This is a genomic window from Rhodanobacter sp. UC4448_H15 (assembly GCF_052978265.1).
Genome location: NZ_CM129665.1, coordinates 330,144 through 352,799 on the forward strand (window position 1 = coordinate 330,144; position 22,656 = coordinate 352,799).

Below are 22,656 nucleotides of genomic sequence, written 5' to 3' on the forward strand. Positions count from 1 at the left end.
CTTGCAGAGAGCGCGCAACAGCCGGCCACGGCGGCTGTCTCCCTGTCGAGGGCGACGACACGGGGCGCGGGCCGGCTGCTGGCCGACCTGCCGGCCTGGTTCGCGCGCGAGGGGTTTCCGCCGGGGCAATGGGGGGCGGTTGCTGGCGCTGGCGCTGGAGATCGACCGCAACGGCCTGCGGGGCCTGCTCGATCCGTTGCGACGGCCGCCGCGCTGAGGACGTTTCGACTTATGCTGCCGGCGCCGCACGGCTGACGGGACCGACCCACCGGCATCTCCGCGGCAACCTTTCCGCGCCGGCCACGACAGGCCCGCACCGGATCGGCAACGTCGTGCATCCCGAGGCGCTCGATGAATTCCGGCAACTCCTCATTCCACGCCGCGGCGGACGCGCTGGCGAGCGACGGCTGGTGCGTCGTGCACGACCTGCTGGAGCCGGCGCAGATCCGCGCGCTGGCGGCCGAGTGCGCGGCGTTGCATGACGCCGGACAGCTGCAGCCTGCAGGCACCGGCATCGGGCAGCTCGACGCGGCGCGGCGCGGCGACCGCACGCGCTGGTTCGCCGAAGGCGCGATGAGCGCGCCGCAGCAGGCCTTCGCCGATCGCATCGACGTGTTGCGCGGCGTGCTCAACCGCGAGCTGATGCTGGGCCTGGTCGAGTACGAAGCGCACTACGCGGTGTATCGGCCGGGCGCGCGCTATGCGCGTCATCGCGACCGCCTGCGCCACAGCGACGCGCGGGTGGTGTCGGCGGTGTTCTATCTCAACGAGGATTGGCGGGAGGTCGACGGCGGGGCACTGCGGCTGTACCTGGCCGATGGTTCCTCGCGCGACATCCTTCCGCAGGCGGGCACCCTGCTGCTGTTCCTGTCGGCGCAGTTCGAGCACGAGGTGCTGCCTGCCAGCCGCGACCGCATGAGCATTGCGTGCTGGCTGCGCCAGCGCGGCCTTGCCGCCACCAACCCGTAGGAGCCCGCTCGCGGGCGCCTACGGGCGGTGCGCGGTTCCGTGGGGCGGACACTGTCCGCCGCCTTTCGTCACGAACGCGGAAGGCAACGGCCGGCAGGCAGCGCCCCGCCTACGGGGTGGGTCCGAGCAGTTCGATTTCGGCGAGGGCGCGGGGCGATGCGTCCGGTGCCGCGTCGAAGTGCAGCCGGTAGTGCGCGTACTCGCCCGGCGCCGGCACGGCGAACGCCCGGGTCTGCCGCGGCCAGGCGAAGCGTTGCTGTTGGCGGGTATCCAGCGTGCGCCAGTGGTGGCCGTCGACGGAAGCCTGCAGCTGCCAGCCCGACGGCGCGGCGGCCCTGGCCGCCGAGGTCAGGGTGAGCAGGGCGACCCGGCGCGGCGCGGCATAGTGCCAGGCGATCGTGGTCGACGTTGCGGGCAACACGGCTTCGCTGGCGGAGTCGTTGTCGAACAACGCGGGCAGGCCGGCGATGGTCGGCGTGCTGCTGGTGGCGGCACCGGGATCGCGCAACGGCTGCGGCCGGCCGTGGGGGGTCAGTGACGGCGGCAGTGCGGCCTCGTCGCTGGCCCAGCGTGAGGGCGTCGGCCCCATGAGGAATTCGAGCGTGGCGCCCTGCGCCAGCAGCGCGTGCGGCAGGGTCAGCTTGTTCCATGGCTGGCCGTTGACGCGCAGGCCCTGCACGTAGCGGTTGGTGTCGCTCACCGCCGGCGCATCGATCACGATGTGCGTGCCGTTATCCAGCGCAATGTCCATGTGCGGGAAGTACGGCGCGCCGATCACGTATGCCGGCGTGCCCATGCGCAGCGGATAGAAGCCGGCGGCGCTGAACAGGTACCACGCGGACATCTCGCCGTTGTCCTCGTCGCCGGGATAGCCCTGGCCGATCTCGCTGCCGACGTAGAGACGGCTGAGCACGTCGCGCACCTTGTCCTGCGTCTTCCACGGCTGGCCGGCAACGTCGTACATGTAGATGATGTGGTGCGAGGGCTGGTTGCTGTGGCCGTACTGGCCCATGCGCACGTCGCGCGCCTCCAGCATCTCGTGGATCGGCTCGCCGTAGCTGCCGACGCGGAACTCGCCCGGGGTGGCGAAGAACGCGTCGAGTTTCGCCGCGAGTCCGGCGCGACCGCCATACAGCGAGGCGAGGCCGGCGCCGTCCTGGGGTGCGTGGAAGGCCATGTTCCAGGCGTTGGTCTCGGTGTAGTCGCCGCCCCAGCGCAGCGGGTCGAAATGCTTCGCGTCGTCGCGCCACTTGCCCTTCGCGTCGCGGCCGACGAAGAAGCCGACGGCGGGATCGAACAGGTTGACGTAGCCCAGCGCACGCTGGTGGAAGTACGCCGCGTCGTCGGCGTAGTGCGCGGCGTAGGGGTCGTCCGCAGCCGGCGCGGCCGCCAGCGCGGCGGCGAGATTGCCGATCGCGAAGTCGTTGATGTAGCCGTCCATCGACCAGGACAGCCCTTCGTCGACGGCGGTGTCGGTGTAGCCGTTGAAGATCGAGCGCTGCAGCCCCTTGCGGCCGGTGCCCGCGAGCGGGCTGACCACGGTCGCGTCCTTCAGCGCGGACTGGTAGAACGCGCGCACGTCGAAGTGGCGCACGCCCTTCAGCCAGGCGTCGGCAAACGCGACGTCGGCGCTGGTGCCGACCATCAGGTCGGCGTAGCCGGGCGACGACCAGCGCGCGATCCAGCCGCCGTCGCGGTACTGTTGCACGAAGCCGTCGATCATCTCGCCGGCCTTCGTCGGCGCGAGCAGCACGTAGGCCGGCCACGCGGTGCGATAAGTGTCCCAGAAGCCGTTGTTGACGTACGGCTTGCCGTCGACGATGCGCGCGCCGGTTCGCGTCGGCGTGTCCTTGCCGGTCGGCGCGGAGAACGGGCTGGCGTATTGCCAGTGCGGTTGCGCGGCGCTGCCGGTGTTCTCGTACGCCTCGTTCGGGTACAGGAACAGGCGGTAGAGGTTGGAGTACAGCGTGGTCAGCTCGTCGGCGCTGGCGCCGTTCACCTTGATGGTGCCGAGCTGCTGGTCCCATTGCCGCTGCGCCCGCTCGCGCACGTCGTCGAAACTGTCGCCCGGCGCGATCTCCAGTGCCAGGTTGTGCCGCGCCTGCGCCACGCCGATCAGCGAGGTGGCGATGCGCAGGTTCACCACTTTCGTCTTCGAGGTGTCGAAGCCGAACCACGCGGCGACGTGGTCGCGGCCCTCGCCGGTGAGCCGCCCGCTCTCGCTGACCGGTTGGTCGACCGTGCCGTAGAAGAACAGCCGGGTGGCGCCGGCGGACAACCGGCTCTTCACGTCGGACCAGCCAATGAAGCTGCGTGCCGCCGGGTCGAGCACGATGCCGCCGTGGTCGTCGCGGTTGTCGAACACCAGCTGCGAGCGGTCCCCGGTGAAGGTGAAGCGGAACATCGCGGCGTGGTCGGTCGGCGCGATCTCGGTGACGATGCCGTCGTCGAAGGCGACGCGGTAGGCATGCGCGTGCGCGGTCTCGTTCGCGTGGCTGAAGCTCAACGCGCGCGTCGCGCGGTTCGCGCTGGGCGCGCCGCGGGCGACCGCCGCCGGCATCAGCTGGAAGGTCTGCCGGTCGCCCATCCACGGGCTCGGCTCGTGCGACAGCGCGAACGCCTCCAGCCGCGGGCGGTTGTCGGCGCCGTTGCGCTGCTGGTACTGGTACATCCAGTTCGAACCGGCGTCGGTCACCGGCGTCCAGAAATTGAAACCGTGCGGCACGGCCACCGCGGGGAAGTTGTTGCCGCGCGAGAAGCGGCCGTTGGAATTCGTGCCGCGGCGGGTGTCGACGAAGTCGCTCGGGCGCCGGCGCGTGTCGGTCGGTGCGGGGCCGATACGCAGATCATCCAGATAGCCCTCGAAGCTGGCGGCCGGACCGTCATGCGCCAGCACGATGCGCTTGATCGTGCGACCGGCGGCCACCGCGCCGACGTCGACCGCCAGGTAGTTCCACTGATCCGGGTACAGCACGCGGCCCTCGCCCTGCGCACGCGCCGACGCGCCGAGGCGGTGCTGGTCACGTGCGCCGCGGCTGGACAGCCGACTGCCGTCGTCGAACAGCAGGTCCACCGCCACGTAATTGGCCGGGTTGCGCAGGTCGCCCGCGTTGGACACGGGAAACAGCAGGTAGGACAGCTGCGTGTCCGCATGTACCGGCAGGTTCACCGCGTACAGCGCGACCTGCTGTTGTCCGCCCGCCTCGCCGCGGTAGCGCAGCGAATGCAGGCCGCTGAAGCCGACGCCCGGCTTGGCGGTGAGTGCCGCCGCCTGACCGGGACCACCGGCGACGGCGACGTTGAAGCGCGGGTCGGGCGCGCCCGCCAGCGGGGCCGGTTCGGCCGGTTCGAACGAGCGCAGGAAGGTCGTGGCCGCGGGCGTCGCCGCCGGCGCCAGCCCGCCCGGCAGGACGGCCAGCCACAGGGCGAGGCGCACGCCGCGCATCGCGTGCCGGCGGATCGTGTCGCGTGCTCGCCGCATGTCGCCCCCTTGCGCCGCCAGGTTCTCAGCCGATCGGCGACGTGCCGTCGGCCAGTGCGTTGAAGCGCGCCGCGATGTAGTCGTCGGTGTAGCTGACCATGTCGCCGCCGCGGATGAAGCCACAGTGGCCGCCGAAGTCGGCGATATCCAGCTCGACGTTGGGCGGCAGGCGCAGCTGCTCGAAGCTGTCGACCGGGATCACCGGATCGTCTTTCGCGGTGAGGATGGTGGCCGGGACCTGCATCGCCAGCATCGCGTCGCCGGCCACCGAATAGCCGTCCAGATATTGCTGCAGCGACTTGAAGTCCGTATGCCGCAGCACCAGCGCCTCGGTGAGCCCGCGCAGGTGCTTCTTCAACTCCGACATCTCGAAATACTGATGCTGCGGAAACGCCTTCTGCTTGAGCAGCAGCGAGTGCCGCCACTTGCGCATGAAGTACGCCTGATAGAACCACGGCGCCGTTTCCTCCAGCGAAAACAGGCCCACCGCCGGATCGATGATCGGGCACACCGCCAGCGCGTAACTGAGCGGAATACCCACGCGCGAAGTCTGCATCGCCGCGCGCAGGGCGAAGTTGCCGCCCAGCGAGAAGCCGGCCACCGCCATCGGCCGCGCGCCCCAGCGCGTGGCGATCTCGCCCAGCGCATGCACCACTTCGTCAAGCCGGCAGGAGTGGAACAGCGCCTCGTTGAGGCCGTGGCTGTCGCCGTGGTCGCGGAAGTTGAGCCGGAAGATGTCCCAGCCGTCGGCGAGCAGGCGACTGCCGGTCTGCAGCACATAAGTGGAATCGACGCTGCCTTCCCAGCCGTGGAACAGCACGGCCAGGCCGCGCGACTGCGGACGGGTCTTCTGCGCGGTGTAGGCGCCGCTCAGGCGCACGCCGCCGCCGCCGTCGAGCACCACCGGCTCGGCGCCCTGCAGCACGGTCTTCGCCGCACGCGGCAGCAGCAGGCGGCGCACGCCGCTGGAAGACAGCATGGTCTGGACATGGCCGCTGCGCAGGGGCCAGGGCGGGCGGAAATCCTTGCCCCGGGGCAGCGTCATGCAGAGCGGTCCGCCAGTGCGGCGGCGATGCGTTCGCGCGATTGCTCGGCCATGCGCCGGCGGCCCTCCGCGCTGGCCGGCACGGTGCCCAGGAAATGCACCTCGGCATCCATCGGCGGCTCGCCCAGCAGGCGCAGGAAGTTGGCCAGGAAGCTCTCGTGCTCGCGGAAGCCGGCGTCGATCACGCGGCGGCCGTCGCGGGCGAAGCGCAGCGCCACCGGCTGCACCGGCACTTCGGCTTCCAGCGCGGCTTGGAAGATGCGCGCGTGGAATACCTTGAGCACGCCGTTGTAGCCGCTACCGCCTTCAGGGAACACCGCCACCGAACGCCCCGCACGCAGGCGCTCGACCATCACCGCCATCACCGCGGCCAGCGAATGGTTGCTGCCGCGGCGGTGGAAGATGGTGCCGCCGTTGGCGGCCAGCCAGCCGACCAGCGGCCAGCCGGCGATCTCCGCCTTGGCCACGAAGCAGGCTGCGCGCTGGCTGTGCAGCAGCTCGATGTCGATCCACGAGGTGTGGTTGGCCACGAACAGCACCGGGTCCGGCAACGGCCGGCCCACGCGTACCGCGCGCAGGCCGAAGATGCGCATCAAGCCGATCGACCACCAGCGCACCAGCCGGTGCGGGAACGGCTCGCGACCGTCGCGCATCACGCGATCGCGGTTCCAGCTCATCACCAGGCCGGCCAGCAGGATCGCCAGCACGGCGTGCAGCAGCAGCAGCGGCACCCGCCACAGGTAGCGCAGCGGGCGCAGCAGGTCGCGTTCGGCGGGAGTGGCGGTGTCGAGGCTCATCAACGGGTCAGTTTAGCGTTAGTCGCCGGCCAGGGGAGACCGGCGCCGGACGTTTTCGCCGCGGTCGTCATCGCTGCAGGTGCTGCAGCGGCAGCGAGGGCGAACGCTTCACGGTGCGCAGCACGAAGCTGGAGTTCACGTCGGCCACCCCGCTGGCGTTGAGCAGGTGATCGAGCAGGAAGCGCGAGAAGTCCTTGAGGTCGGCGACGTAGACGTGCAGCAGGTAGTCCATGTCGCCGGTGAGCGCATGGCAGGCGACGACCTCGTGCCAGCCGTTGACCCGTTCCACGAAACGCTCCACCGCGGCGTGTTCGTGCTTGGCCAGTTGCACCCGCACGAACGCCTGCAGCCCCAGGCCCACCGCCTGCGGATCGACCTGGGCGGCGTAGCCGGTGATGATCTGCGCCGATTCCAGCCGCTGCAGCCGGCGCAGGCAGGCCGATGGCGACAGGTTGACCCGCTCGGCCAGCTCGGCATTGCTGATGCGGCCCTCGCCCTGCAGCACGGCGAGGATGCGCAGGTCGGTGCGGTCCAGCGTGGCCATGGCAAGATTCTCCGACGTTTGGCGTGATCCGAGCAAGAATAGTGCAACCATGGCGCTGCATCCGGCAACAAAACAAGCTTCGTGCCCGCCATTCGGCCTAAGCTGGCGGTTCGAACCCGCTGTCTCCGGAGACCCGCCATGGAAGCCCCCGCACCGCGCAAGATCGAACACCAGCAGACCGACCGCGGCTACGTGCCGGTTTACGCCACCGGCGTGGTCGAGCAGCCGTGGACGAGTTACAGCAAGACCGACCATGACGTGTGGGACACCTTGTTCAAGCGACAGCGCGAGCTGCTGCCCGGGCGCGCCTGTCGCGAATTCATGGAGGGCGTGGAGCGCTTCGGCCTCGGCGACGGCGGCATCCCGAAGTTCAGCGAGCTCAACGTGGTGCTTGGCGCCGCCACCGGCTGGCAGGTGGTGGCGGTGGAAGGCCTGCTGCCGGACGAGGTGTTCTTCGACCACCTGGCCAACCGGCGCTTCCCGGTCAGCTGGTGGATCAGGAAGCCCGACCAGCTCGACTACCTGAGCGAACCGGACCTGTTCCACGACCTGTTCGGCCACGTGCCGCTGCTGCTCAACCCGGTGTTCGCCGACTACATGCAGGCCTACGGCCGCGGCGGCATGAAGGCGTTCGCGATCGGCCCCGAGGCGCTGATGAACCTCACCCGGCTGTACTGGTACACGGTGGAGTTCGGCCTGATGAACACGCCCGAGGGCATGCGCATCTACGGCGCCGGCATCGTCAGCTCCAAGGGCGAGTCGATCTACTGCCTCGATTCGCCCTCGCCCAACCGCATCGGCTTCGGCCTGGAGCGCGTGATGAGCACGCGCTACCGCATCGACACCTACCAGCAGACCTACTTCGTGATCGACGACTTCGCGCAGCTGTTCGAGGCGACCCGGCCGGACTTCACGCCGATCTACGCCCGGCTGCACGACCAGCCGGCGCACGCCGCCGGCGACGTGCTGGACACGGACCGCGTGTTCACCCGCGGCGACCGGGTCGGCTGGGCGACCAACGCGGACACCTGAGCTCCCAACAAGAAGTCTCGACAGGCCTCCGTCGTTCCTGCGAAAGCAGAGGCGCTTTTCAACAGTCCGAAGGACTGGTCAATCCAGCGCCTTGATGGCCGATCCGCAAGGCACTGGACTCCGGCTTTCGCCGGGATGACGGGCCGTCGCGGGTCAATCGTGCGCGGCGGGTTTGCCGTGCGCCTCCACCCACGGCTTGAGCCGCTCGATCCACAGCGCGTAGCCGCGCCGGTTCATGTGCAGGCCGTCCGGCCCGAACCACTGCGGCTGCGGCTGGCCATCCTCGCCCAGCATCGGCGTGAACACGTCGACATAGGCCACGCCCCGCTGCGCCACCGCGTACTCGCGCACCAGCGCGTTAGCCGCGCGGATCTGCGGCAGAAGCTCGCGGCGCGCCATGCTGGGCTTGATCGCGATGAAGGCGATCGGCACGCCGGGGTCGAATGAGCGGACGCGGCGCACGAAGGCGGCGAAGTCGTCGCGCACGTGGGCCGGGCTGTCGCCATCTGCCAGGTCGTTGTCACCGGCATACATCACGATCGCGCGCGGGTGGTACGGCGCCACGAGGCGGTCGGCGAAGAAGGTGGCGTCGTCGATCTGCGAACCGCCGAAGCCGCGGTTGATCGTCGCCACGCCGGGGAAGTCCGCCGCCAGCGTCTTCCACAAGCGGATCGACGAGCTGCCGATGAACAGCACCGCGCCGCGCGGCGGCGGCGCGGCCCGGTCCGCGGCCTGGAACGCGGCGATGTCCGCCTGCCACTGCGCGTGATCGTTGGCGTGGTTGTCGCGCGCCAGCGCGGGCACGGCGCACAGGCACAGCAGCAGTATCGCGGCGATCCTGTTCACGGTGCACTGCCGTCAGCGGGGTTCGACCTTGCCGTGCCGACCGCCTGCGGCCGGCTCAGCTCCGAGACTTCCAGCACCTGCGCGATGCGCGAGCCGTCCCAGCGATAGACCAGGTGCTGCGACTGCACGCAGGGCGCGACCACGTCGGGCTGGAACGCGGCCAGGCATTCGCCGCCCGGGTGGCGGGCGCTGTCGTAGACGATGCCGTTGGAGCCGTCGTCGCGCAGCGTGCGCGCCAGCTTGACGCTGGCCACATAGGCATCCGGATCGTGCTCGGCCTTCCAGCCGCCGCGGATGTCGTGCAGGCGGCTGTCCACGCTGGTGCGGTAGCAGCGCATCTGGATGCTGCACGGCGGCTCGGCGGTGGCGGCGAGGAAGCGCTCGCGGTGGTACACGGTTTCCTCCACCGCGGTAGCCACGCTGTGCGCGGCGTAGAACACGCCCCACGTGCCGTCGGAGAAACGGCTGCCCTCCGGGTTGAGATGGGTGAACGCGGCCATCACCGGCGTGGAGCCGGGGCCGCTGATGCGGTGCTCCTTCGGCACCAGCTTCAGCGCATCGGCTTCCTCGCGCAGGCGCGGATTGGTCAGCGCCTCGACCGCGAACAGCGCGTCGATGTCGGCCGGGGCGGCGATGCGGTCGTACACGCCGACCGGCGGAAAGCGGCTGGGCACGATGCGGAAGGCGTGGCTCCAGCGGATGCGTTTGACGGGTGGCAACGAGGGCGGCATCGGTTTTCCGTGGACAGGCATCAACCCCGCAGGAGCGCACTTGTGCGCGATGCTTTTGTTTCAGGCCCAACGCGAAGAGCATCGCGCACAAGTGCGCTCCTGCGGGGGTATCGCAGCGTCGCGGATGGATGTATCGCGGGCTGCGATCAGCCGCGCTGCGCGTCCAGGTACTGGCGCACCACATACAGGTCGGCGACGTTGCCCGACAGCATGCGTTCGAGCGCGGAGTGGCCGCCGAACAGCGGGGCCGCGTTCGGCTTGTGCAGCCAGGCGTCGGCCTGGGCCGGGTCGGGAAACAGGATCTGCAGCGACTTCCAGATGCCGAGCAGGTAGCTGATGCGTTCGAGCGTGTCGCGGCCCGGGCTGCCGCCCTGCTCGCGCTTCCACTTGTAGAAGGTGGATTCGGGCGGGTCGCCGAGCAGGCGGCGCTGCTCGGCCGTGCGCAGCTGCCATGCCTCGGCGAGGCGGAAGAAGCCGCGCAAGGCGGGTGGTCCCAGGGTATCGGCGGGCGGCGCGTAACGCGGCGAGGCTTCGGCGAGGCGGGCGGTCATGGCGGTGACTCTCCCTGTGAAGTACGCCTCGATATTACTACATCCGTGAAGTTTCCTGTCCAGTCCGCCCGGGTTGCGTTCAGGCGCCGTCGCCGGTGCCCTTCGCCTTGGCGCAGTCGCAGCCGAAATCCGGTTCCGGGCCGCCGTCGGCAATGAAGTGGTCGATGCGCTTCTCCAGCACCGGTAGCGGCACCGAGCCGGTGGACAGCACGGTATCGTGGAAGTGGCGGAGGTCGAACTTTGCGCCCAGCGCCTGTTCCGCCTTTTCGCGCAGCTCGCGGATCTTCAGGTAGCCGAGCTCGTAGGACAGCGCCTGGCCGGGCCAGCTGATGTAGCGGTCGACCTCGTTGGCGATCTCGCGGTCGGACAGCGCGGTATTGCCGGTCAGGTAGTCGATCGCCTGCTGCCGCGTCCAGCCCAGGTGGTGGATGCCGGTATCGACCACCAGCCGGCACGCGCGCCACATCTGGTAGGTGAGGAAGCCGAACTTCTCGTAGGGCGTCTTGTAGATGCCCATCTCGTTGCCGAGGTATTCCGAATACAGGCCCCAGCCCTCGCCATAGGCGGAAATGTAGCCATTGCGGCGGAATGCCGGCTGGTCATGCCGCTCCTCGGCCAGTTCCAGTTGCAGCGCGTGGCCCGGATACGACTCGTGCAGGGTCAGCGCCGGCATGTTGTACAGCGGCCGCGAGGGCAGATCGTAGGTGTTGACCAGGTAGGCGTCGGCGCCGCCGCGGCCGGAGGTGTAGTACGGCGCGATGTCGGCCGGCACCGGCACGATGGCGAAGCGCGAACGCGGCAGATGGCCGAAGAACTTGGCCATCTGGCCGTCCACTTCCTTGGCCACCCACGCGCTCTTGTCGAGCAGCTCCTGCGGGGTCTTGGCGTAGAACCGCGGATCGCTGCGCAGGAAGGCCAGGAACGCGGGGAAATCACCCTTGAAGCCGGTGTCCTTCATCACCTCCAGCATCTGCGCGTGGATCTTCGCCACCTGCTCCAGGCCGATCTTGTGGATCGCGTCGGGGCTGAGGTCGAGCGTGGTGTACTCGCGGATCTGCTGGCGGTAGAACGCCTTGCCGTCGGGCAGCGCCTCGGCTGCCAGCGTGGTGCGCGCCTGCGGCACGTACTCGTCGCGGAAGAACTTCAGCAGCTTGGCATAGGCCGGGATCACGTCGTCGCGGATGTGCTGCAGCGCCTGGCCCTGCAGCGCCTGCGCCTGGTCGGCGGGGATCGTGGCGGGCAGCTGCTTGAACGGCTTGTAGAAGCTGCTCTGCGTGGGGTCTTTCAGATCCGCCACCGCCGCGATGGAGACGTCGCGGCCCTTGAGCACTTCGCGCGGCACGCTGAAGCCGCGTTTCAGGCCGAGGCGCATGTTGGCGATCTGCTGGTCGAAATAGGCCGGGATCTGGTCCAGCCGGTCGAGGTACTTGCGGTAGTCGTCGACACTGCGCAGGCGGTCGCCGCCGAGCTCGTAGCCGATGTCCGACCAGAACGCGGAGTCGCTGTTGAACGGCATCTGCCAGGCCTTGAACTTCTGGTCGGCCAGCAGGTTGCCGATCTGCACGTGGTAGACCTCGAAGTTGACCCGATTGCCCGGCGACAGCTGCGCCACGTCGATCGCGTCGAGCTGCGTCATCACGCGCTGCCAGTATTCCAGCCGCCGCTGCTGGCTGGCCGCGCCGACGTCATCGAGCCGGCCGCTGTCGCCGGCGTCCGCATTGCCGGGGTGGCCGCTGCGCCACGCCCATTCGGTGGTGTAGATGCGCTTGAACTGCGCATCCGCGCTGCCCGTGGCGGCGGCCGGCGCCGCCGTCGCCGACGCCATGGCGCACGCGCCGAACACCAGTGCCAGTGCGGCGAGGCGGGTGATCCTGGAGGTCATCTTCAACACGGGGCTCCTTGGCGGGCAATCGGCAGGCGGAGCGCGGCGCGATCCGGCGAACCCGTCAAGCCTAACGCGCCGACCGCAGCTTGAACACGGCGAACGCGTTCAGCGCAGCGCGAGCTGATCCACGCCCACCGCGCGCAGGTAGGCGGCCAGGCCGCGCTCGGCGACGTCGGCGAACACCTCGCCGGTGGGCGTGCCGGTGCCGATGCGGTCAGGACGGAAATTGCGGAAATCCCCGCGCAGCCGGCACCACGCGCCCAGCGTCCACTTGCCGCCCCAGAACGACAGGCACAGCGGCTCGACCTCGCGCACGCTGGACTGGCCGGCCTCGTCGCGATAGTCCAGCCGCAGCACCTGGTTGCCGACGATCGCCGCGTGCAGCTGGTCGATCAGCGCGGCGAAATCCTCGCGATGCTGGTCGCGCCAGACCGGGGCGAAGATGCGCGTGCTGCCGGCGCGCTCGCGCAGGTCCGGCGGCAGTACCGCCTCGATCTTCAGCAGCGCCGCCCGCGCGCTCTCGGCCAGGCGCACGCCGGCGAAGGCCTGCACGAAGCGCGAACCGACTACCAGGGCCTCGAGCTCGTCGGCGTTGAACATCAGCGGCGGGATGTCCGAACCCTTGCGCAGCACGTAGCCGACGCCGGCCTCGCCCTCGATCGGCACGCCGGACAGCTGCAGGTCGGCGACGTCGCGGTACACCGTGCGCAGCGACACGCCCAGGGTCTGCGCCAGCGCGCGGGCCTGCAGCGCGGTGCGCCGACCGCGCAGCGCATGGATGATGAGGAACAGGCGATCGGCACGGCGCATGCGTACATGATTACCGAGCCGGCGCGCGCCGGCCAGCGTCGGAGGTCACGGTCGCGGCGGCGCGAGCGCGGTGCCATCGCGGCCGTCCCGGCGGATCACGCCGACTGCGCCGCCACCAGCGCGGCATCGGCGGCGGCGGCACGCTGCATCGCCGGGCGCGCCAGCACGCGGTCGATGTAGGCGCGGATCACCGGCAGCTCGGGCACCAGCTTGAACGTCACCGTCCAGTTCAGCGCCGTGCCCCACAGCACATCGGCGGCGCTGAAGGTGTCGCCCAGCAGGTACGGGCCGCGTTCGAGCTGGTCGGTCAGCGTCTTCAGCATGGTGTCGTAATCGCCGTAGGGACAGGTGGAGGGCGCGGCGGGTTCGCGCTGCATCGACTTGTCGATCACCGCCGGCTCGAAGCACGAGCCGTAATAGACCAGCCAGCGCAGATACGGCCCGCGCAGCGGGTCGCCGAGCGGCGGCGCCAGCCCGGCTTCGGGGTAGAGATCGGCCAGGTACAGGAACACCGCCGGCTGCTCGGTGACCAGCGCCTCGCCGTGGCGGATCGCCGGCACCTTGCCCATCGGGTTGATCGCCAGGTACTCCGGCTTGCGCGTGTCACCGGTTTTCAGGTTGAGCGCGCGCAGGTCGTAGTCGGCGCCGAGCTCCTCGAGCAGGGCGCGGGTGCCGCCGGAGCGGCTCTGCGGCGCGTGGAAGAAGGTGACGCGTGGGTGATCCATGGAATGGACTCCTTGCCAGGGGATGATGGTGCGGCTCAGCGATGCTGTCCCGCGGACATCCGGCCACCGCGGCGGCCGCCCGAACCAAGCGGGCGGAGAACAAGCTGGAACAACGTGGCCAGCAGGGCACGCCGGGTGCGTGGGGCCGTACCGGCGATCGGCGGCGGATCGGCCTTCGGCAACCGGTACTGGCCATCCAGCAGCAAGCCATGCAGATACAGCGGGCGATACGCCCTCTCGATGCGTTGCAGGATCGTGCTCATGTCGCCCTCCTCAGGCCGCCACCGCTTCGCCGACGCACCAGGGCGGAAGTTGCGCGTGCTTGAACAGGCGATACCAGTCGGCGCGGTCGGTGGCGCTGTACAGGTCCAGCGTGTGGATCACCTCGCGGGCGAACTCGATGCAGCCCAGGTGGCTGGCGCTGATCACGCCGTCGTCGCTGACCGCCAGCACCTCGGCGTCGAACTGCTCCGTGCCGCGATAGCCCGGCACCTGCGCGGCCAGCTGGCCGGCCCAGTTGCCGGTGTGCCGGCGCTGGTCGAGCAATCCGCTGCGGGCCAGCGCCAGCACGCCGCTGTCGATGCCGGCCACCGGCGCGCCGGCGGCATGCACGCGGCCGATCAGCTCCACCGCCGCATGCCCTTCGTCGCGCAGCCACAAATGGCCGCCGGGCACGATCAGCAACGCCGCCCGCGCCAGCTCGACCTCTTCCAGGGCGAGGTCGGGCTTCACCGCCAGGCCGCCCATCGAGGTCACCATGGCCCGCGAGAAACCCACGGTGCGCACCTCCCAGTCGCCGGGGCGACGGATCTCGCACAGTGCCAGCGCCGCCTGCCAGTCGGCAAAACCGTCGAACACCACGAAATAGACCGTGTCGCGCATGTCGTATCCCTCCGTCTTGGAGGTACAGCTTGGCGACCCCCTGCTGCCAACGTGTTGTCAGCAGGCCGGGAATAGGGAATAGGGAATAGGGAATAGGGAATCGGAAAAACATCGCCCGCAGCAGCTGAGGAGCAGGAAGCTTCGAGCTTGGCGAGTCCAGCTCTTCCTATTCCCTATTCCCTATTCCCGATTCCCAGCTCCTCACAAATGCGACAATAAGCGTCTCCCACGCCATGGACCCGACATGAAACCCGTCTCGCTGATCCAGTTCCTGATCGAGGAACGCCGCGCCGGCCACATCAACGCCGAACTTTCGCTGCTGATCGAGGTGGTCGCGCGCGCCTGCAAGCGCATCGCGGTGGCGACCAGCAAGGGCGCGCTGGGCGGCGTGCTGGGCGAGGCCGGCACCGGCAACATCCAGGGCGAGGCGCAGAAGAAGCTGGACGTGATCTCCAACGAGATCCTGCTGGAGGCGAACGCCTGGGGCGGCCACCTGGCCGCCTGCGCCTCGGAGGAGATGGAAGACCCGCAGCAGATTCCGGACGGCTATCCCAAGGGCCAGCACCTGCTGCTGTTCGACCCGCTGGACGGCAGCTCCAACATCGACGTCAACATTTCCGTCGGCACGATCTTCTCGGTGCTGCGCTGCCCGGACGGCGTCACCGAACCGAAGGCCGAACACTTCCTGCAGCCGGGCACCACCCAGCTCGCCGCCGGCTACGTGGTGTACGGCCCGGCCACCGTGCTGGTGCTGACCTTCGGCCACGGCACCCACGAGTTCACCCTGGACCGCGAAGTGGGCAGCTTCATCCTCAGCCGCCGGAATATCCGCATTCCCGGGCAGGCCACCGAATTCGCCATCAACATGTCCAACCAGCGCCACTGGCAGCCGCCGATGCAGCGTTATATCGGCGAACTGCTGGCCGGCAAGACCGGGCCGCGCGGCAAGGATTTCAACATGCGCTGGGTGGCCTCGATGGTCGCCGACGTGCACCGCATCGTGACCCGCGGCGGCGTGTTCTATTACCCGCTGGACGCGAAGATCGAGAAGCAGGGCGGCAAGCTGCGCATCATGTACGAGGCCAATCCGATGGCCTTCATCATCGAGCAGGCCGGCGGCGCAGCCACCACCGGCCGCCAGCGCATCATGGAGGTGCAACCGACCGGCCTGCACCAGCGCGTGCCGGTGTTCCTGGGTTCGAAGGAAGAAGTCGAACTGGCCACGCGCTACCACCTGGAAGCCGAAGGCGCGCAGGCCTGACGCCTTCGCTCCCTCCCCTGCCAAGGCCGGGGAGGGCTGGTGGGGGCCCGCCCTGATCTTCCTCCAGCCGCGCCTCGCTCCCCGGGGGATGCGCCAATCCGGCCCCGGCACGGGGCACGCTGCGCGCGCCTTCCCTACTTGGCGCACGCCACAGCGGGTTGTAGGTTTGACGGATTCCCCCGGCCGGAACCTCTCATGCCCAAGCGCACGCACCTGATCGCTCCCCTTTCGCTGCTGTGCCTGGCGCTGGCGCCCAACGCCTTCGCCGACGCGCCCACGGTGGACCCGCGCATCGAGCAGGTGCTGACCGAACTGGGCAAGGCGCAGTCGATCCAGGCCACCGCGATCTCGCCGGACGGACGGCAGCTCGCTTGGGTGATCCGGCGCGACGACAAGCCGGCGATCGAGGTGGCCAACGCCGACGGCAGCCATGCGCGCCGCGTGAGTGCGGCGGCCACACCGGGCAGCTGCGCCGAATCCGGCATCGCGTGGGCGCCGGACTCGCGCCACCTCGCCTTCGTCTCCAACTGCAACGTCGACCTCACCAGCACCCGGGTGATGCAGAACGACATCTACCTGGCCGACACCCGCGGCAGCACCGCACCGGCGCGGCTGGCCGCGCTGAAAGGCTACGTGCGCGCGCTGCAGTGGACCGACGACGGCAAGTCGCTCGGCTTCCTCTATGTCGCAGGCGCCACCCGCCACGCCAGCGCGGTGGCCGCGGCCAAGCGGCCCGCCGGCGAGATCGGCGTCAGCGGCATCGAGGTGCAACGCGTGGCCAGCCTCGACGTCGCCAGCGGCGCGCTGCATGAGCTGACGCCCGCCGGCATGTACGCCTACGAGTTCGACTGGTCGCCGGACGGCTCGCGCATCGCCTATACCGCCGCGCCGCCGCCGGGCGACAACAACTGGTGGATCGCCAGGCTCTACGTGCAGCCCGCACAGGTCGATGCCGCCGCCACCGTGCTGGTCGATCCGGCCGACACCGCCAGCGGCTCGCTGCACGGGCTGCAGATCGCGCTGCCGCGCTGGTCGCCGGATGCCTCGCGGATCGCCTTCATCGGCGGCCTGATGAGCGACCAGGGCGCCACCGGCGGCGACATCTACGCGGTGCCCGCCGCCGGTGGCACGCTGGTCGACCTCACGCCCGGCATCAAGGTCACGCCGAGCTGGCTACGCTGGACGTCGCCGCGCGCGATGCTGGTCAGCCAGGTCAGCAACGGCCAGAGCCAGCTGGCCGATTACACGGTGTCCGCCACGCGTGCACAGCAGCAGCGCGTGCACTTCACCGTGCCGGCCAGCATCGGCGATGGCAGCGCGTCGATGGCGATGTCGCTGTCCGCCGACCTCAGGCACGTCGCCTTCCTGCAGAGCTCGTACGCCAGCGCCAGCGAAGTGCACGCCGGCGCGCTGGGCAACACCGCGCCGCCGGCGGTGACCTCGTTCAACGCCGGGCTCAAGCCGGCCTGGGGCAAGGCCGAGTCGGTGGAGTGGAACAACGAGGGCTTCCACGTGCAGGGCTGGCTGCTGTACCCGGCCCACTACGATCCGAAGAAAACCTATCCGATGGTGGTGGTGGTGCACGGCGGCCCGTCGAGCGCGGTGATCCCGCGCTGGCCGGGGGTGGGCTACGGCGCCGCGCCGCTGTCTGCGCTGGGCTATTTCGTGTTCCAGCCGAATCCGCGCGGCAGCTTCGGCCAGGGCGAGAAATACGTGCAGGCCAACCGCAAGGATTTCGGCCATGGCGACCTGCGCGACGTCCTTGCCGGCGTTGATGCAGTGGAGAAAATCGTACCGGTTGATGACCAGCGGCTCGGCCTCACCGGCTGGAGCTACGGCGGTTTCATGAGCATGTTCGCGCCGACCCAGACCCAGCGCTTCCGCGCCGTGGTGGCGGGCGCCGGCATCTCGAACTGGCAGAGCTATTACGGCCAGAACCTGATCGACCAGTGGATGCCGCCGTTCTTCGGCGCCACCGTCTACGACGATCCGGCGGTCTATGCCAAGAGCTCGCCGATCAACTTCATCAAGCAGGTGAAAACGCCGATGCTGATCGTGGTCGGCGACCGCGACGCGGAGTGCCCCGCGCCGCAATCGTTCGAGATGTGGCACGCCCTGCGCGCCCAGGGCGTGCCCACCTCACTGGTGGTGTATCCCGATGAAGGCCATCACTTCGTCGACCCGGCGCACCAACGCGACGTGCTGCAGCGTGCGCTGGAATGGTTCAACAGGTACCTGCCGGCCGGCCAGTCGTGATCGATGCTCCCTGGCTGACATCGGCCCGACCTTCAGCGCATGGGCCCCTCCCGGCCCCATGCGCTGGTGTCACTCCGGTGGATCCCTGCGGCGGGTTTTGGTGACCGCGCCGAGGATGCCGGCACCGAGCAATACCACGGCACCGCCAACAATCCACTCGACAGGCACGTGCACCAGCGTAGCGATGTAGGCAAGTCCGCCAATGACAACGATCATGCCAATAAGGTAAAGCGCGAATGAGGACATTGATGACTCCTGTGCAAGACGGTGCACCCGATCAACGTGGTGACCATTCCGCACAGTGCAGCCCATTCGTCCTCACAAGCGCGTGAAGAGCCGGCGGCGAGCCATCCCCCCGGCGCTCCTTGCTCAGCGGTAGTAGCCGCGCAGCTCGTCGGCAAATGCCGGCTCGGCGAAGTTCGGCCAGTGTTCCTTGTCGAAGCCCGGTGCATCCTTGAGCCGCTCCTTGCCGACATTGAGGACAAGACATTTGTTCTCTGCGTCGACGGCCAACGCTTCCCACGGCACCGCAAACAGCTTGTCACCCATGCCAAGGATGCCGCCGAAGGAGAGCACGGCATAGGCAACCTTGCCGGAAGTGGTGTCGATCATGATGTCCTTGAGGTCTCCCAGCGAGTCACCCTGAGGGTTCTTGATGGCGTCGCCGGAAAGGGTGGACGCGGAGAGAAAGCGGGGTGAAGTGGCCATGCGGGATTTCCTCGGGAGCGCACCATGGCATTGGCAACAGTGCTGTGGGGGAGTTGGAAGCCTGCATGGTCAGGCGTGAATCTTCGGTGCCCCCCCGGGTGGACTGCGTGCAACGGGCGTCTAACAAGGTCGTCCGCAAGCCGCCTGCAGACCCGAATCACACAAGCCGATCCGAATGAACGACGTCAGAACAACTCGCCCTGCGGCGACGCCTTGCGCGGCGGGACGAAGCGCGTGATGTCGAGGGTGAGTCCGCGCGCGCGAGCGAAACCGTGCTTGCGGCATGCCACTTCGAAGCGGCGACGCAGCAGTTCGGCGAACACGCCGGAACCACGCATGCGGGTGGCGAAGTTGCTGTCGTAGTCACGCCCGCCGTTCATCTGCTGCACCAGGCTCATTACATGCGCGGCACGCTGCGGAGCGTGCAACGCCAACCAATCCCGGAACAGCGCTTTCAGCTCGTACGGCAGGCGCAAGGTGGTGTAACCGGCGCAGTCCGCGCCCGCCTCGGCCGCGCGCGCCATCACCGCTTCCATGTCCATGTCATTCAGGGCCGGAATGATCGGCGCCACCAGCACGCCGACCGGAACCCCCGCTTCGGCCAGGGTATGGATGGCCTTGATCCGGCGATGCGGTGCACTGGCGCGTGGCTCGAGTTTTGCGGCCAACCGGTTGTCCAGCGAATTGACCGACACGAATACCTGCACCAGCTTCTCACGTGCCATCGGCACCAGCAGATCGAGATCGCGTTCGACCATGGCGTTCTTGGTGACGATGGTGCATGGATGGTGGCAATCGGCCAGCAGTTCCAGCGCGGCACGGGTCAGGCGCCAGCGCTTTTCGATCGGTTGGTAGGGATCGGTATTGCTGCCGATGTTGATCGGACTGACCACGTAGCCGGGCTTGCCCAGCTCAGACCGCAGCACCTCGGCCAGGTTGCCCTTGGCACGCAACTTTGTCTCGAAGTCGAGGCCGGGCGACAGGTTGAGATAACTGTGCGAAGGGCGTGCAAAACAATAGATGCATCCGTGTTCGCAACCACGATACGGATTGATTGCCTGACTGAATGCAATGTCTGGCGAATCGTTGCGGCTGATCACGCTGAGCGCCCGCTCTTCGCTCACTTCGGTGCATGGACGCGGCGAGTCCTCATCCAGCAAGGTGCTTTGCCAGCCGTCGTCCTCGGCCTGATGGTGGATGCTTTCAAAACGGCCTTCGGGATTGGAGGCGGCACCACGGCCTTTGTGTGGTCGGGTCACGGCGAGCTGCTCCGGTGGCGTCGGTGCGGGTGGCGAAGCGGTCATGCGTGCAGTGTCGTCGGTCGTGATCTCAGCCGTCGCGACATTCCCGCTCAGCCGACCGGGTCAACTTGCTGGCTCGGCCACCATCGTCTTGCGCATCAGGTAGTTCTCTACCTTGCCGGTCACGATCATCGGGAAGGCGTCGACGAAGCGCACCGAACATGACGCTGCACAAGCTCGTCACGGTCGCTGCACAGCACAGGATGGACGCTTGCGGGGCGTGGCATGGAGGTGCGCGCAATGTTATCGACCTTTTCCTCTCGCACCAGGAGTTCATGATGACTGCTACGGCCTTGATCATCTTTCTGTTGATTGGCGCCATCGCCGGCTGGCTGGCTGGCCTGCTCGTGCGTGGCTTCGGCTTCGGCCTGCTCGGCAATATCGTGATCGGCATCGTCGGCGCGCTTCTCGCCGGCTGGCTGCTACCTGCACTGGGTGTCAGCTTCATGATCATCGGCCCGATCGTCACCAGCATCGTCTACGCGATGATCGGCGCCATCGTGTTGCTGGTAATCATCGGCTTGATCAAGCGAGCCTGATAGAACCGCGGGAAGAAAAATACGCAGCGTTGCCCCCTGCGCATTTTGTATTTCCGCCACACGATTGATCACTCACCCATGGCTCCACAGAGAGAAACTCCATGGCCATATCGGTGCACGGCCCACCGGTCAGCCATCGACCTACGCCGTTGCAGTAGAAGTATTCGGGTGCTCAATGAGTTCGACGTCGGCACGGTGGCTCGACAACCAAGCCAGTCGCATCGCGGCGTCGCCGATGGTAGTCAGTCGGCTGGGCTCTGCTCGCTGAGACGCCGGTAGATGGTGCTGCGGCTCACTCCCAGTTTGCGTGCGGCGGCGGCGACGTTGCCATCGCAGTCAGCAATCGCCACATTGATCGCCTGCTGCTCGATCGCCTGAAGACTGCCGGACAGACTCATCGACGCTGATTCTGGCGCCGATGTCGGTGCAAGCGGATTCTTCAAATCGGCTGGCAAATCGTCGTGGGTCAGGGTCGCCCCTTTTTCGCCGAGTGCCAGGAAGCTGCGCAGCAGGCCTACCAGCTGGCGCAGGTTGCCGGGCCATGGCATGGCGGACAACTCTTCGACCAGATCAGGGTGCAACGACATCGGAATCTGCTCGGCACCCAGAGAGTGCCAGAGCTGCCTGATCAATGTGGCGAGATCAAGATGATCCCGCAGCGCGGGCAGGCGCAGGGTGGCCTGCGCGACCCGATAGTACAGGTCGGCACGAAATTCACCGCGAGCGACGGCACCGGCCAGTTCGCGATGGGTGGCGGCGATCACGGCGACGTCAATTGCGTGCGCACGACTGCCACCCAACGGCGTGACCTCACGCTCCTGCAGCACACGCAGAAGTCTGCTCTGTGTGCCGAGCGGCATGTCACCCAACTCGTCGAGAAACAGCGTTCCACCATCCGCGTCGCGCAACAGTCCCGTGGCGCCTTCGCGTCGGGCACCAGTGAATGCGCCGGGCATGTAGCCAAACAGTTCCGATTCGATCAGGTGCTCCGGCAGTGCGGCGCAATTGACTGCAACGAACGGTGCTGCGCAGCGCTGGCTACGCTGGTGCAATGCCCGCGCCACCACTTCCTTGCCAGTACCAGTTTCTCCCTGCAGTAATAGGGGGATATCGCCATCCAGCAGGCGTACGCTGCGATCAATCTCGGCTTCCAGCTCGGCAGAGAAAACCGGTTCAGGCAATCGGATTGAGCACGTGCGCTGATTGCGCGGAACGCGCGAGGAGATGCCGTTATGGCTTAGCGCATCGCGTTTGGCATGCAGCATTTCGCCGCTCTGGCAGCGCATGCTGGTCAGACTGCCCGGGCGTGGCAGGGCCGAAACGAACAATTCGTCGTAGCGACGACGGCCGAGCTCTTCCCAGTTGACCCCGAGCAGGCGTAGCGCATGCCGATTGGCGGCCACCAACCGGTGCGCCTCGAATACCAGCATGCCCTCGCGCGCCGTGCCGAGCAGGTCGGGGTCGGGCTGGATACGCACGATGTCGGCACCGTCGAAACGATGTTCGAACAGACGATGTTCAATCTGTTCGACCGCCAGTTGCACCATGCCCAAGGCGTGCAGGTGATGCATCGACGCTTCGCCTGACAGATCAAGTACACCGACAACTTCGCCGAGCGGGTCGAAGATCGGCGAGGCTGAGCAGCTGAGCACGCGGTGCGGCGCGTAGTAATGCTCGCCGCCGCGTACTTCGGCCTCGCGGCGCTCGAACAGCGCCATGCCGATGGCATTGGTACCGGTCACCGATTCGCCCCAGGGTGAGCCGGCACACAGTGACACCCGGGCCGCCTTGTCGAGAAAGCTAGCGTTGCCCAGCGCATCAAGGATGAAGCCGTCGGGGGCGGTGAGTATCACGATGCTGCCGGCCTGATTGGCGCTGGCGTACAGAGCCTGCAATTCCGGCCGGCACAGCCGGCGCAGGACTTCATGTTGTTCCTGCATCTGATTCAGCGCATGCCGCTCTACCGGCGCCACTTCAGGACAGCTATCCGCCATCTGGCCCTGCTGTCGGCAGCGGCGCCATGAGGCGAGGATGTTGTCGGGAACCAGGCCGCGCGGTGCAGTACCGCTGTCGAAAAAGCGGCGGCGTGCATTGCTGATGGATTCGGTCATGCCTGATTGGCGCATGGGATACCTCGTGTGTCGCATTCTGCGACACCTACTCCAAAGGGTGTCTTGATACAGAACACATTAGACGGCGCAGCGCAACCATGCCTTCGAATCGCGGATGCTGCGTTGCCACAAATGAAAAGCATTCCCTTTTCATTGCCTGACATGACGGCTTCATGCGCCGC

21 protein-coding genes are annotated in these 22,656 nt (G+C 68.0%); 5 read left to right on the forward strand and 16 right to left on the reverse strand.

Features of this window, described 5'->3' with window-relative positions; genetic code table 11:
• Positions 1–351: 351 nt before the first annotated feature.
• Positions 352–969 (forward strand): 2OG-Fe(II) oxygenase, encoded by a 618-nt coding sequence (locus tag ACVCMI_RS01445; RefSeq protein ID WP_447097726.1) that lies wholly within the window; start codon positions 352–354, stop codon positions 967–969.
• Positions 970–1,078: 109 nt separating this feature from the next.
• Here the strand turns inward: ACVCMI_RS01445 and ACVCMI_RS01450 are convergent, their stop codons facing one another.
• The 4 genes from ACVCMI_RS01450 to ACVCMI_RS01465 form a co-directional block, all read right to left on the reverse strand.
• Complete coding sequence (locus ACVCMI_RS01450) at positions 1,079–4,450, reverse strand: GH92 family glycosyl hydrolase (protein WP_447099580.1); 3,372 nt, start codon at positions 4,448–4,450, stop codon at positions 1,079–1,081.
• Between the two features lie 25 nt (positions 4,451–4,475).
• Positions 4,476–5,495: a YheT family hydrolase gene (locus tag ACVCMI_RS01455; RefSeq protein WP_447097724.1), complete on the reverse strand. Its 1,020-nt coding sequence runs from the start codon at positions 5,493–5,495 to the stop codon at positions 4,476–4,478.
• Positions 5,492–6,292, reverse strand: coding sequence for a lysophospholipid acyltransferase family protein (locus tag ACVCMI_RS01460; protein WP_447097723.1), 801 nt, complete (start codon positions 6,290–6,292; stop codon positions 5,492–5,494). Before ACVCMI_RS01460 ends, ACVCMI_RS01455 begins: the two co-directional genes overlap by 4 nt.
• Positions 6,293–6,359: 67 nt before the next feature.
• Positions 6,360–6,836, reverse strand: coding sequence for an Lrp/AsnC family transcriptional regulator (locus tag ACVCMI_RS01465; RefSeq protein ID WP_136256685.1), 477 nt, complete (start codon positions 6,834–6,836; stop codon positions 6,360–6,362).
• Positions 6,837–6,974: 138 nt separating this feature from the next.
• Between ACVCMI_RS01465 and phhA the strand changes: the two genes are divergently transcribed.
• Positions 6,975–7,868 (forward strand): phenylalanine 4-monooxygenase, encoded by an 894-nt coding sequence (gene phhA, locus ACVCMI_RS01470; protein ID WP_447097722.1) that lies wholly within the window; start codon positions 6,975–6,977, stop codon positions 7,866–7,868.
• 153 nt (positions 7,869–8,021) lie between these two features.
• Here the strand turns inward: phhA and ACVCMI_RS01475 are convergent, their stop codons facing one another.
• The 8 genes from ACVCMI_RS01475 to ACVCMI_RS01510 all read right to left on the reverse strand — a co-directional run bounded on the left by ACVCMI_RS01475 (position 8,022) and on the right by ACVCMI_RS01510 (position 14,298).
• The gene (locus ACVCMI_RS01475; RefSeq protein WP_447097721.1) at positions 8,022–8,714 is read right to left on the reverse strand and encodes an SGNH/GDSL hydrolase family protein; all 693 of its coding nucleotides are present in this window, start codon (positions 8,712–8,714) and stop codon (positions 8,022–8,024) included.
• A complete protein-coding gene (locus ACVCMI_RS01480; protein ID WP_447097720.1) occupies positions 8,711–9,445 on the reverse strand; it encodes an RES family NAD+ phosphorylase in 735 nt (244 codons plus the stop codon). Before ACVCMI_RS01480 ends, ACVCMI_RS01475 begins: the two co-directional genes overlap by 4 nt.
• Positions 9,446–9,591: 146 nt before the next feature.
• Positions 9,592–9,996, reverse strand: coding sequence for an MbcA/ParS/Xre antitoxin family protein (locus ACVCMI_RS01485; protein WP_447097719.1), 405 nt, complete (start codon positions 9,994–9,996; stop codon positions 9,592–9,594).
• A 79-nt stretch (positions 9,997–10,075) separates the two neighbouring features.
• Complete coding sequence (locus ACVCMI_RS01490; protein ID WP_447099505.1) at positions 10,076–11,878, reverse strand: DUF885 domain-containing protein; 1,803 nt, start codon at positions 11,876–11,878, stop codon at positions 10,076–10,078.
• A 108-nt stretch (positions 11,879–11,986) separates the two neighbouring features.
• Positions 11,987–12,691 carry a helix-turn-helix transcriptional regulator gene (locus tag ACVCMI_RS01495; RefSeq protein ID WP_395120738.1) on the reverse strand — a complete coding sequence of 235 codons (705 nt, stop codon included), beginning with the start codon at positions 12,689–12,691 and terminating at the stop codon, positions 11,987–11,989.
• Between the two features lie 95 nt (positions 12,692–12,786).
• The gene (locus ACVCMI_RS01500) at positions 12,787–13,416 is read right to left on the reverse strand and encodes a glutathione S-transferase family protein (RefSeq protein WP_447097718.1); all 630 of its coding nucleotides are present in this window, start codon (positions 13,414–13,416) and stop codon (positions 12,787–12,789) included.
• A gap of 35 nt (positions 13,417–13,451) precedes the next feature.
• Positions 13,452–13,679: a hypothetical protein gene (locus tag ACVCMI_RS01505; RefSeq protein WP_447097717.1), complete on the reverse strand. Its 228-nt coding sequence runs from the start codon at positions 13,677–13,679 to the stop codon at positions 13,452–13,454.
• Positions 13,680–13,689: 10 nt separating this feature from the next.
• On the reverse strand, positions 13,690–14,298 hold the full coding sequence (locus ACVCMI_RS01510) for a DJ-1/PfpI family protein (RefSeq protein ID WP_447097716.1): 609 nt from the start codon (positions 14,296–14,298) through the stop codon (positions 13,690–13,692).
• A gap of 244 nt (positions 14,299–14,542) precedes the next feature.
• Here ACVCMI_RS01510 and ACVCMI_RS01515 point away from each other — a divergent pair, with 244 nt between their 5' ends.
• On the forward strand, positions 14,543–15,559 hold the full coding sequence (locus ACVCMI_RS01515; RefSeq protein ID WP_395120742.1) for a class 1 fructose-bisphosphatase: 1,017 nt from the start codon (positions 14,543–14,545) through the stop codon (positions 15,557–15,559).
• Positions 15,560–15,754: 195 nt separating this feature from the next.
• Positions 15,755–17,815 carry a prolyl oligopeptidase family serine peptidase gene (locus ACVCMI_RS01520; protein WP_447097715.1) on the forward strand — a complete coding sequence of 687 codons (2,061 nt, stop codon included), beginning with the start codon at positions 15,755–15,757 and terminating at the stop codon, positions 17,813–17,815.
• A 69-nt stretch (positions 17,816–17,884) separates the two neighbouring features.
• On the opposite strand, the gene ACVCMI_RS01525 is transcribed toward ACVCMI_RS01520, so the two are convergent.
• The 3 genes from ACVCMI_RS01525 to ACVCMI_RS01535 form a co-directional block, all read right to left on the reverse strand.
• A complete protein-coding gene (locus tag ACVCMI_RS01525) occupies positions 17,885–18,061 on the reverse strand; it encodes a hypothetical protein (RefSeq protein WP_447097714.1) in 177 nt (58 codons plus the stop codon).
• Between the two features lie 123 nt (positions 18,062–18,184).
• The gene (locus tag ACVCMI_RS01530) at positions 18,185–18,523 is read right to left on the reverse strand and encodes a PRC-barrel domain-containing protein (protein WP_447097713.1); all 339 of its coding nucleotides are present in this window, start codon (positions 18,521–18,523) and stop codon (positions 18,185–18,187) included.
• 185 nt (positions 18,524–18,708) lie between these two features.
• The gene (locus ACVCMI_RS01535) at positions 18,709–19,827 is read right to left on the reverse strand and encodes a PA0069 family radical SAM protein (protein ID WP_447097712.1); all 1,119 of its coding nucleotides are present in this window, start codon (positions 19,825–19,827) and stop codon (positions 18,709–18,711) included.
• A gap of 158 nt (positions 19,828–19,985) precedes the next feature.
• Between ACVCMI_RS01535 and ACVCMI_RS01540 the strand changes: the two genes are divergently transcribed.
• Positions 19,986–20,363 (forward strand): GlsB/YeaQ/YmgE family stress response membrane protein, encoded by a 378-nt coding sequence (locus ACVCMI_RS01540; protein ID WP_447097711.1) that lies wholly within the window; start codon positions 19,986–19,988, stop codon positions 20,361–20,363.
• A 242-nt stretch (positions 20,364–20,605) separates the two neighbouring features.
• Here the strand turns inward: ACVCMI_RS01540 and ACVCMI_RS01545 are convergent, their stop codons facing one another.
• Positions 20,606–22,474 carry a sigma-54-dependent Fis family transcriptional regulator gene (locus ACVCMI_RS01545; protein ID WP_447097710.1) on the reverse strand — a complete coding sequence of 623 codons (1,869 nt, stop codon included), beginning with the start codon at positions 22,472–22,474 and terminating at the stop codon, positions 20,606–20,608.
• Between the last annotated feature and the right edge of the window lie 182 nt (positions 22,475–22,656).

Excerpts from the sequence above, each read along its gene's own strand:
- ACVCMI_RS01455 (WP_447097724.1), bottom strand. The coding sequence starts at position 5,495 with ATGACGCTGCCCCGGGGCAAGGATTTCCGCCCGCCCTGGCCCCTGCGC.
- ACVCMI_RS01480 (WP_447097720.1), bottom strand. The coding sequence starts at position 9,445 with ATGCCGCCCTCGTTGCCACCCGTCAAACGCATCCGCTGGAGCCACGCC.
- ACVCMI_RS01495 (WP_395120738.1), bottom strand. The coding sequence starts at position 12,691 with ATGCGCCGTGCCGATCGCCTGTTCCTCATCATCCATGCGCTGCGCGGT.
- ACVCMI_RS01540 (WP_447097711.1), top strand. The coding sequence starts at position 19,986 with ATGACGCTGCACAAGCTCGTCACGGTCGCTGCACAGCACAGGATGGAC.
- ACVCMI_RS01530 (WP_447097713.1), bottom strand. The coding sequence starts at position 18,523 with ATGGCCACTTCACCCCGCTTTCTCTCCGCGTCCACCCTTTCCGGCGAC.
- ACVCMI_RS01460 (WP_447097723.1), bottom strand. The coding sequence starts at position 6,292 with ATGAGCCTCGACACCGCCACTCCCGCCGAACGCGACCTGCTGCGCCCG.
- ACVCMI_RS01505 (WP_447097717.1), bottom strand. The coding sequence starts at position 13,679 with ATGAGCACGATCCTGCAACGCATCGAGAGGGCGTATCGCCCGCTGTAT.
- ACVCMI_RS01445 (WP_447097726.1), top strand. The coding sequence starts at position 352 with ATGAATTCCGGCAACTCCTCATTCCACGCCGCGGCGGACGCGCTGGCG.
- ACVCMI_RS01500 (WP_447097718.1), bottom strand. The coding sequence starts at position 13,416 with ATGGATCACCCACGCGTCACCTTCTTCCACGCGCCGCAGAGCCGCTCC.
- ACVCMI_RS01490 (WP_447099505.1), bottom strand. The coding sequence starts at position 11,878 with ATGACCTCCAGGATCACCCGCCTCGCCGCACTGGCACTGGTGTTCGGC.
- ACVCMI_RS01535 (WP_447097712.1), bottom strand. The coding sequence starts at position 19,827 with ATGACCGCTTCGCCACCCGCACCGACGCCACCGGAGCAGCTCGCCGTG.
- ACVCMI_RS01510 (WP_447097716.1), bottom strand. The coding sequence starts at position 14,298 with ATGCGCGACACGGTCTATTTCGTGGTGTTCGACGGTTTTGCCGACTGG.
- ACVCMI_RS01515 (WP_395120742.1), top strand. The coding sequence starts at position 14,543 with ATGAAACCCGTCTCGCTGATCCAGTTCCTGATCGAGGAACGCCGCGCC.
- phhA (WP_447097722.1), top strand. The coding sequence starts at position 6,975 with ATGGAAGCCCCCGCACCGCGCAAGATCGAACACCAGCAGACCGACCGC.
- ACVCMI_RS01450 (WP_447099580.1), bottom strand. The coding sequence starts at position 4,450 with ATGCGGCGAGCACGCGACACGATCCGCCGGCACGCGATGCGCGGCGTG.
- ACVCMI_RS01485 (WP_447097719.1), bottom strand. The coding sequence starts at position 9,996 with ATGACCGCCCGCCTCGCCGAAGCCTCGCCGCGTTACGCGCCGCCCGCC.
- ACVCMI_RS01465 (WP_136256685.1), bottom strand. The coding sequence starts at position 6,836 with ATGGCCACGCTGGACCGCACCGACCTGCGCATCCTCGCCGTGCTGCAG.
- ACVCMI_RS01545 (WP_447097710.1), bottom strand. The coding sequence starts at position 22,474 with ATGACCGAATCCATCAGCAATGCACGCCGCCGCTTTTTCGACAGCGGT.
- ACVCMI_RS01520 (WP_447097715.1), top strand. The coding sequence starts at position 15,755 with ATGCCCAAGCGCACGCACCTGATCGCTCCCCTTTCGCTGCTGTGCCTG.
- ACVCMI_RS01525 (WP_447097714.1), bottom strand. The coding sequence starts at position 18,061 with ATGTCCTCATTCGCGCTTTACCTTATTGGCATGATCGTTGTCATTGGC.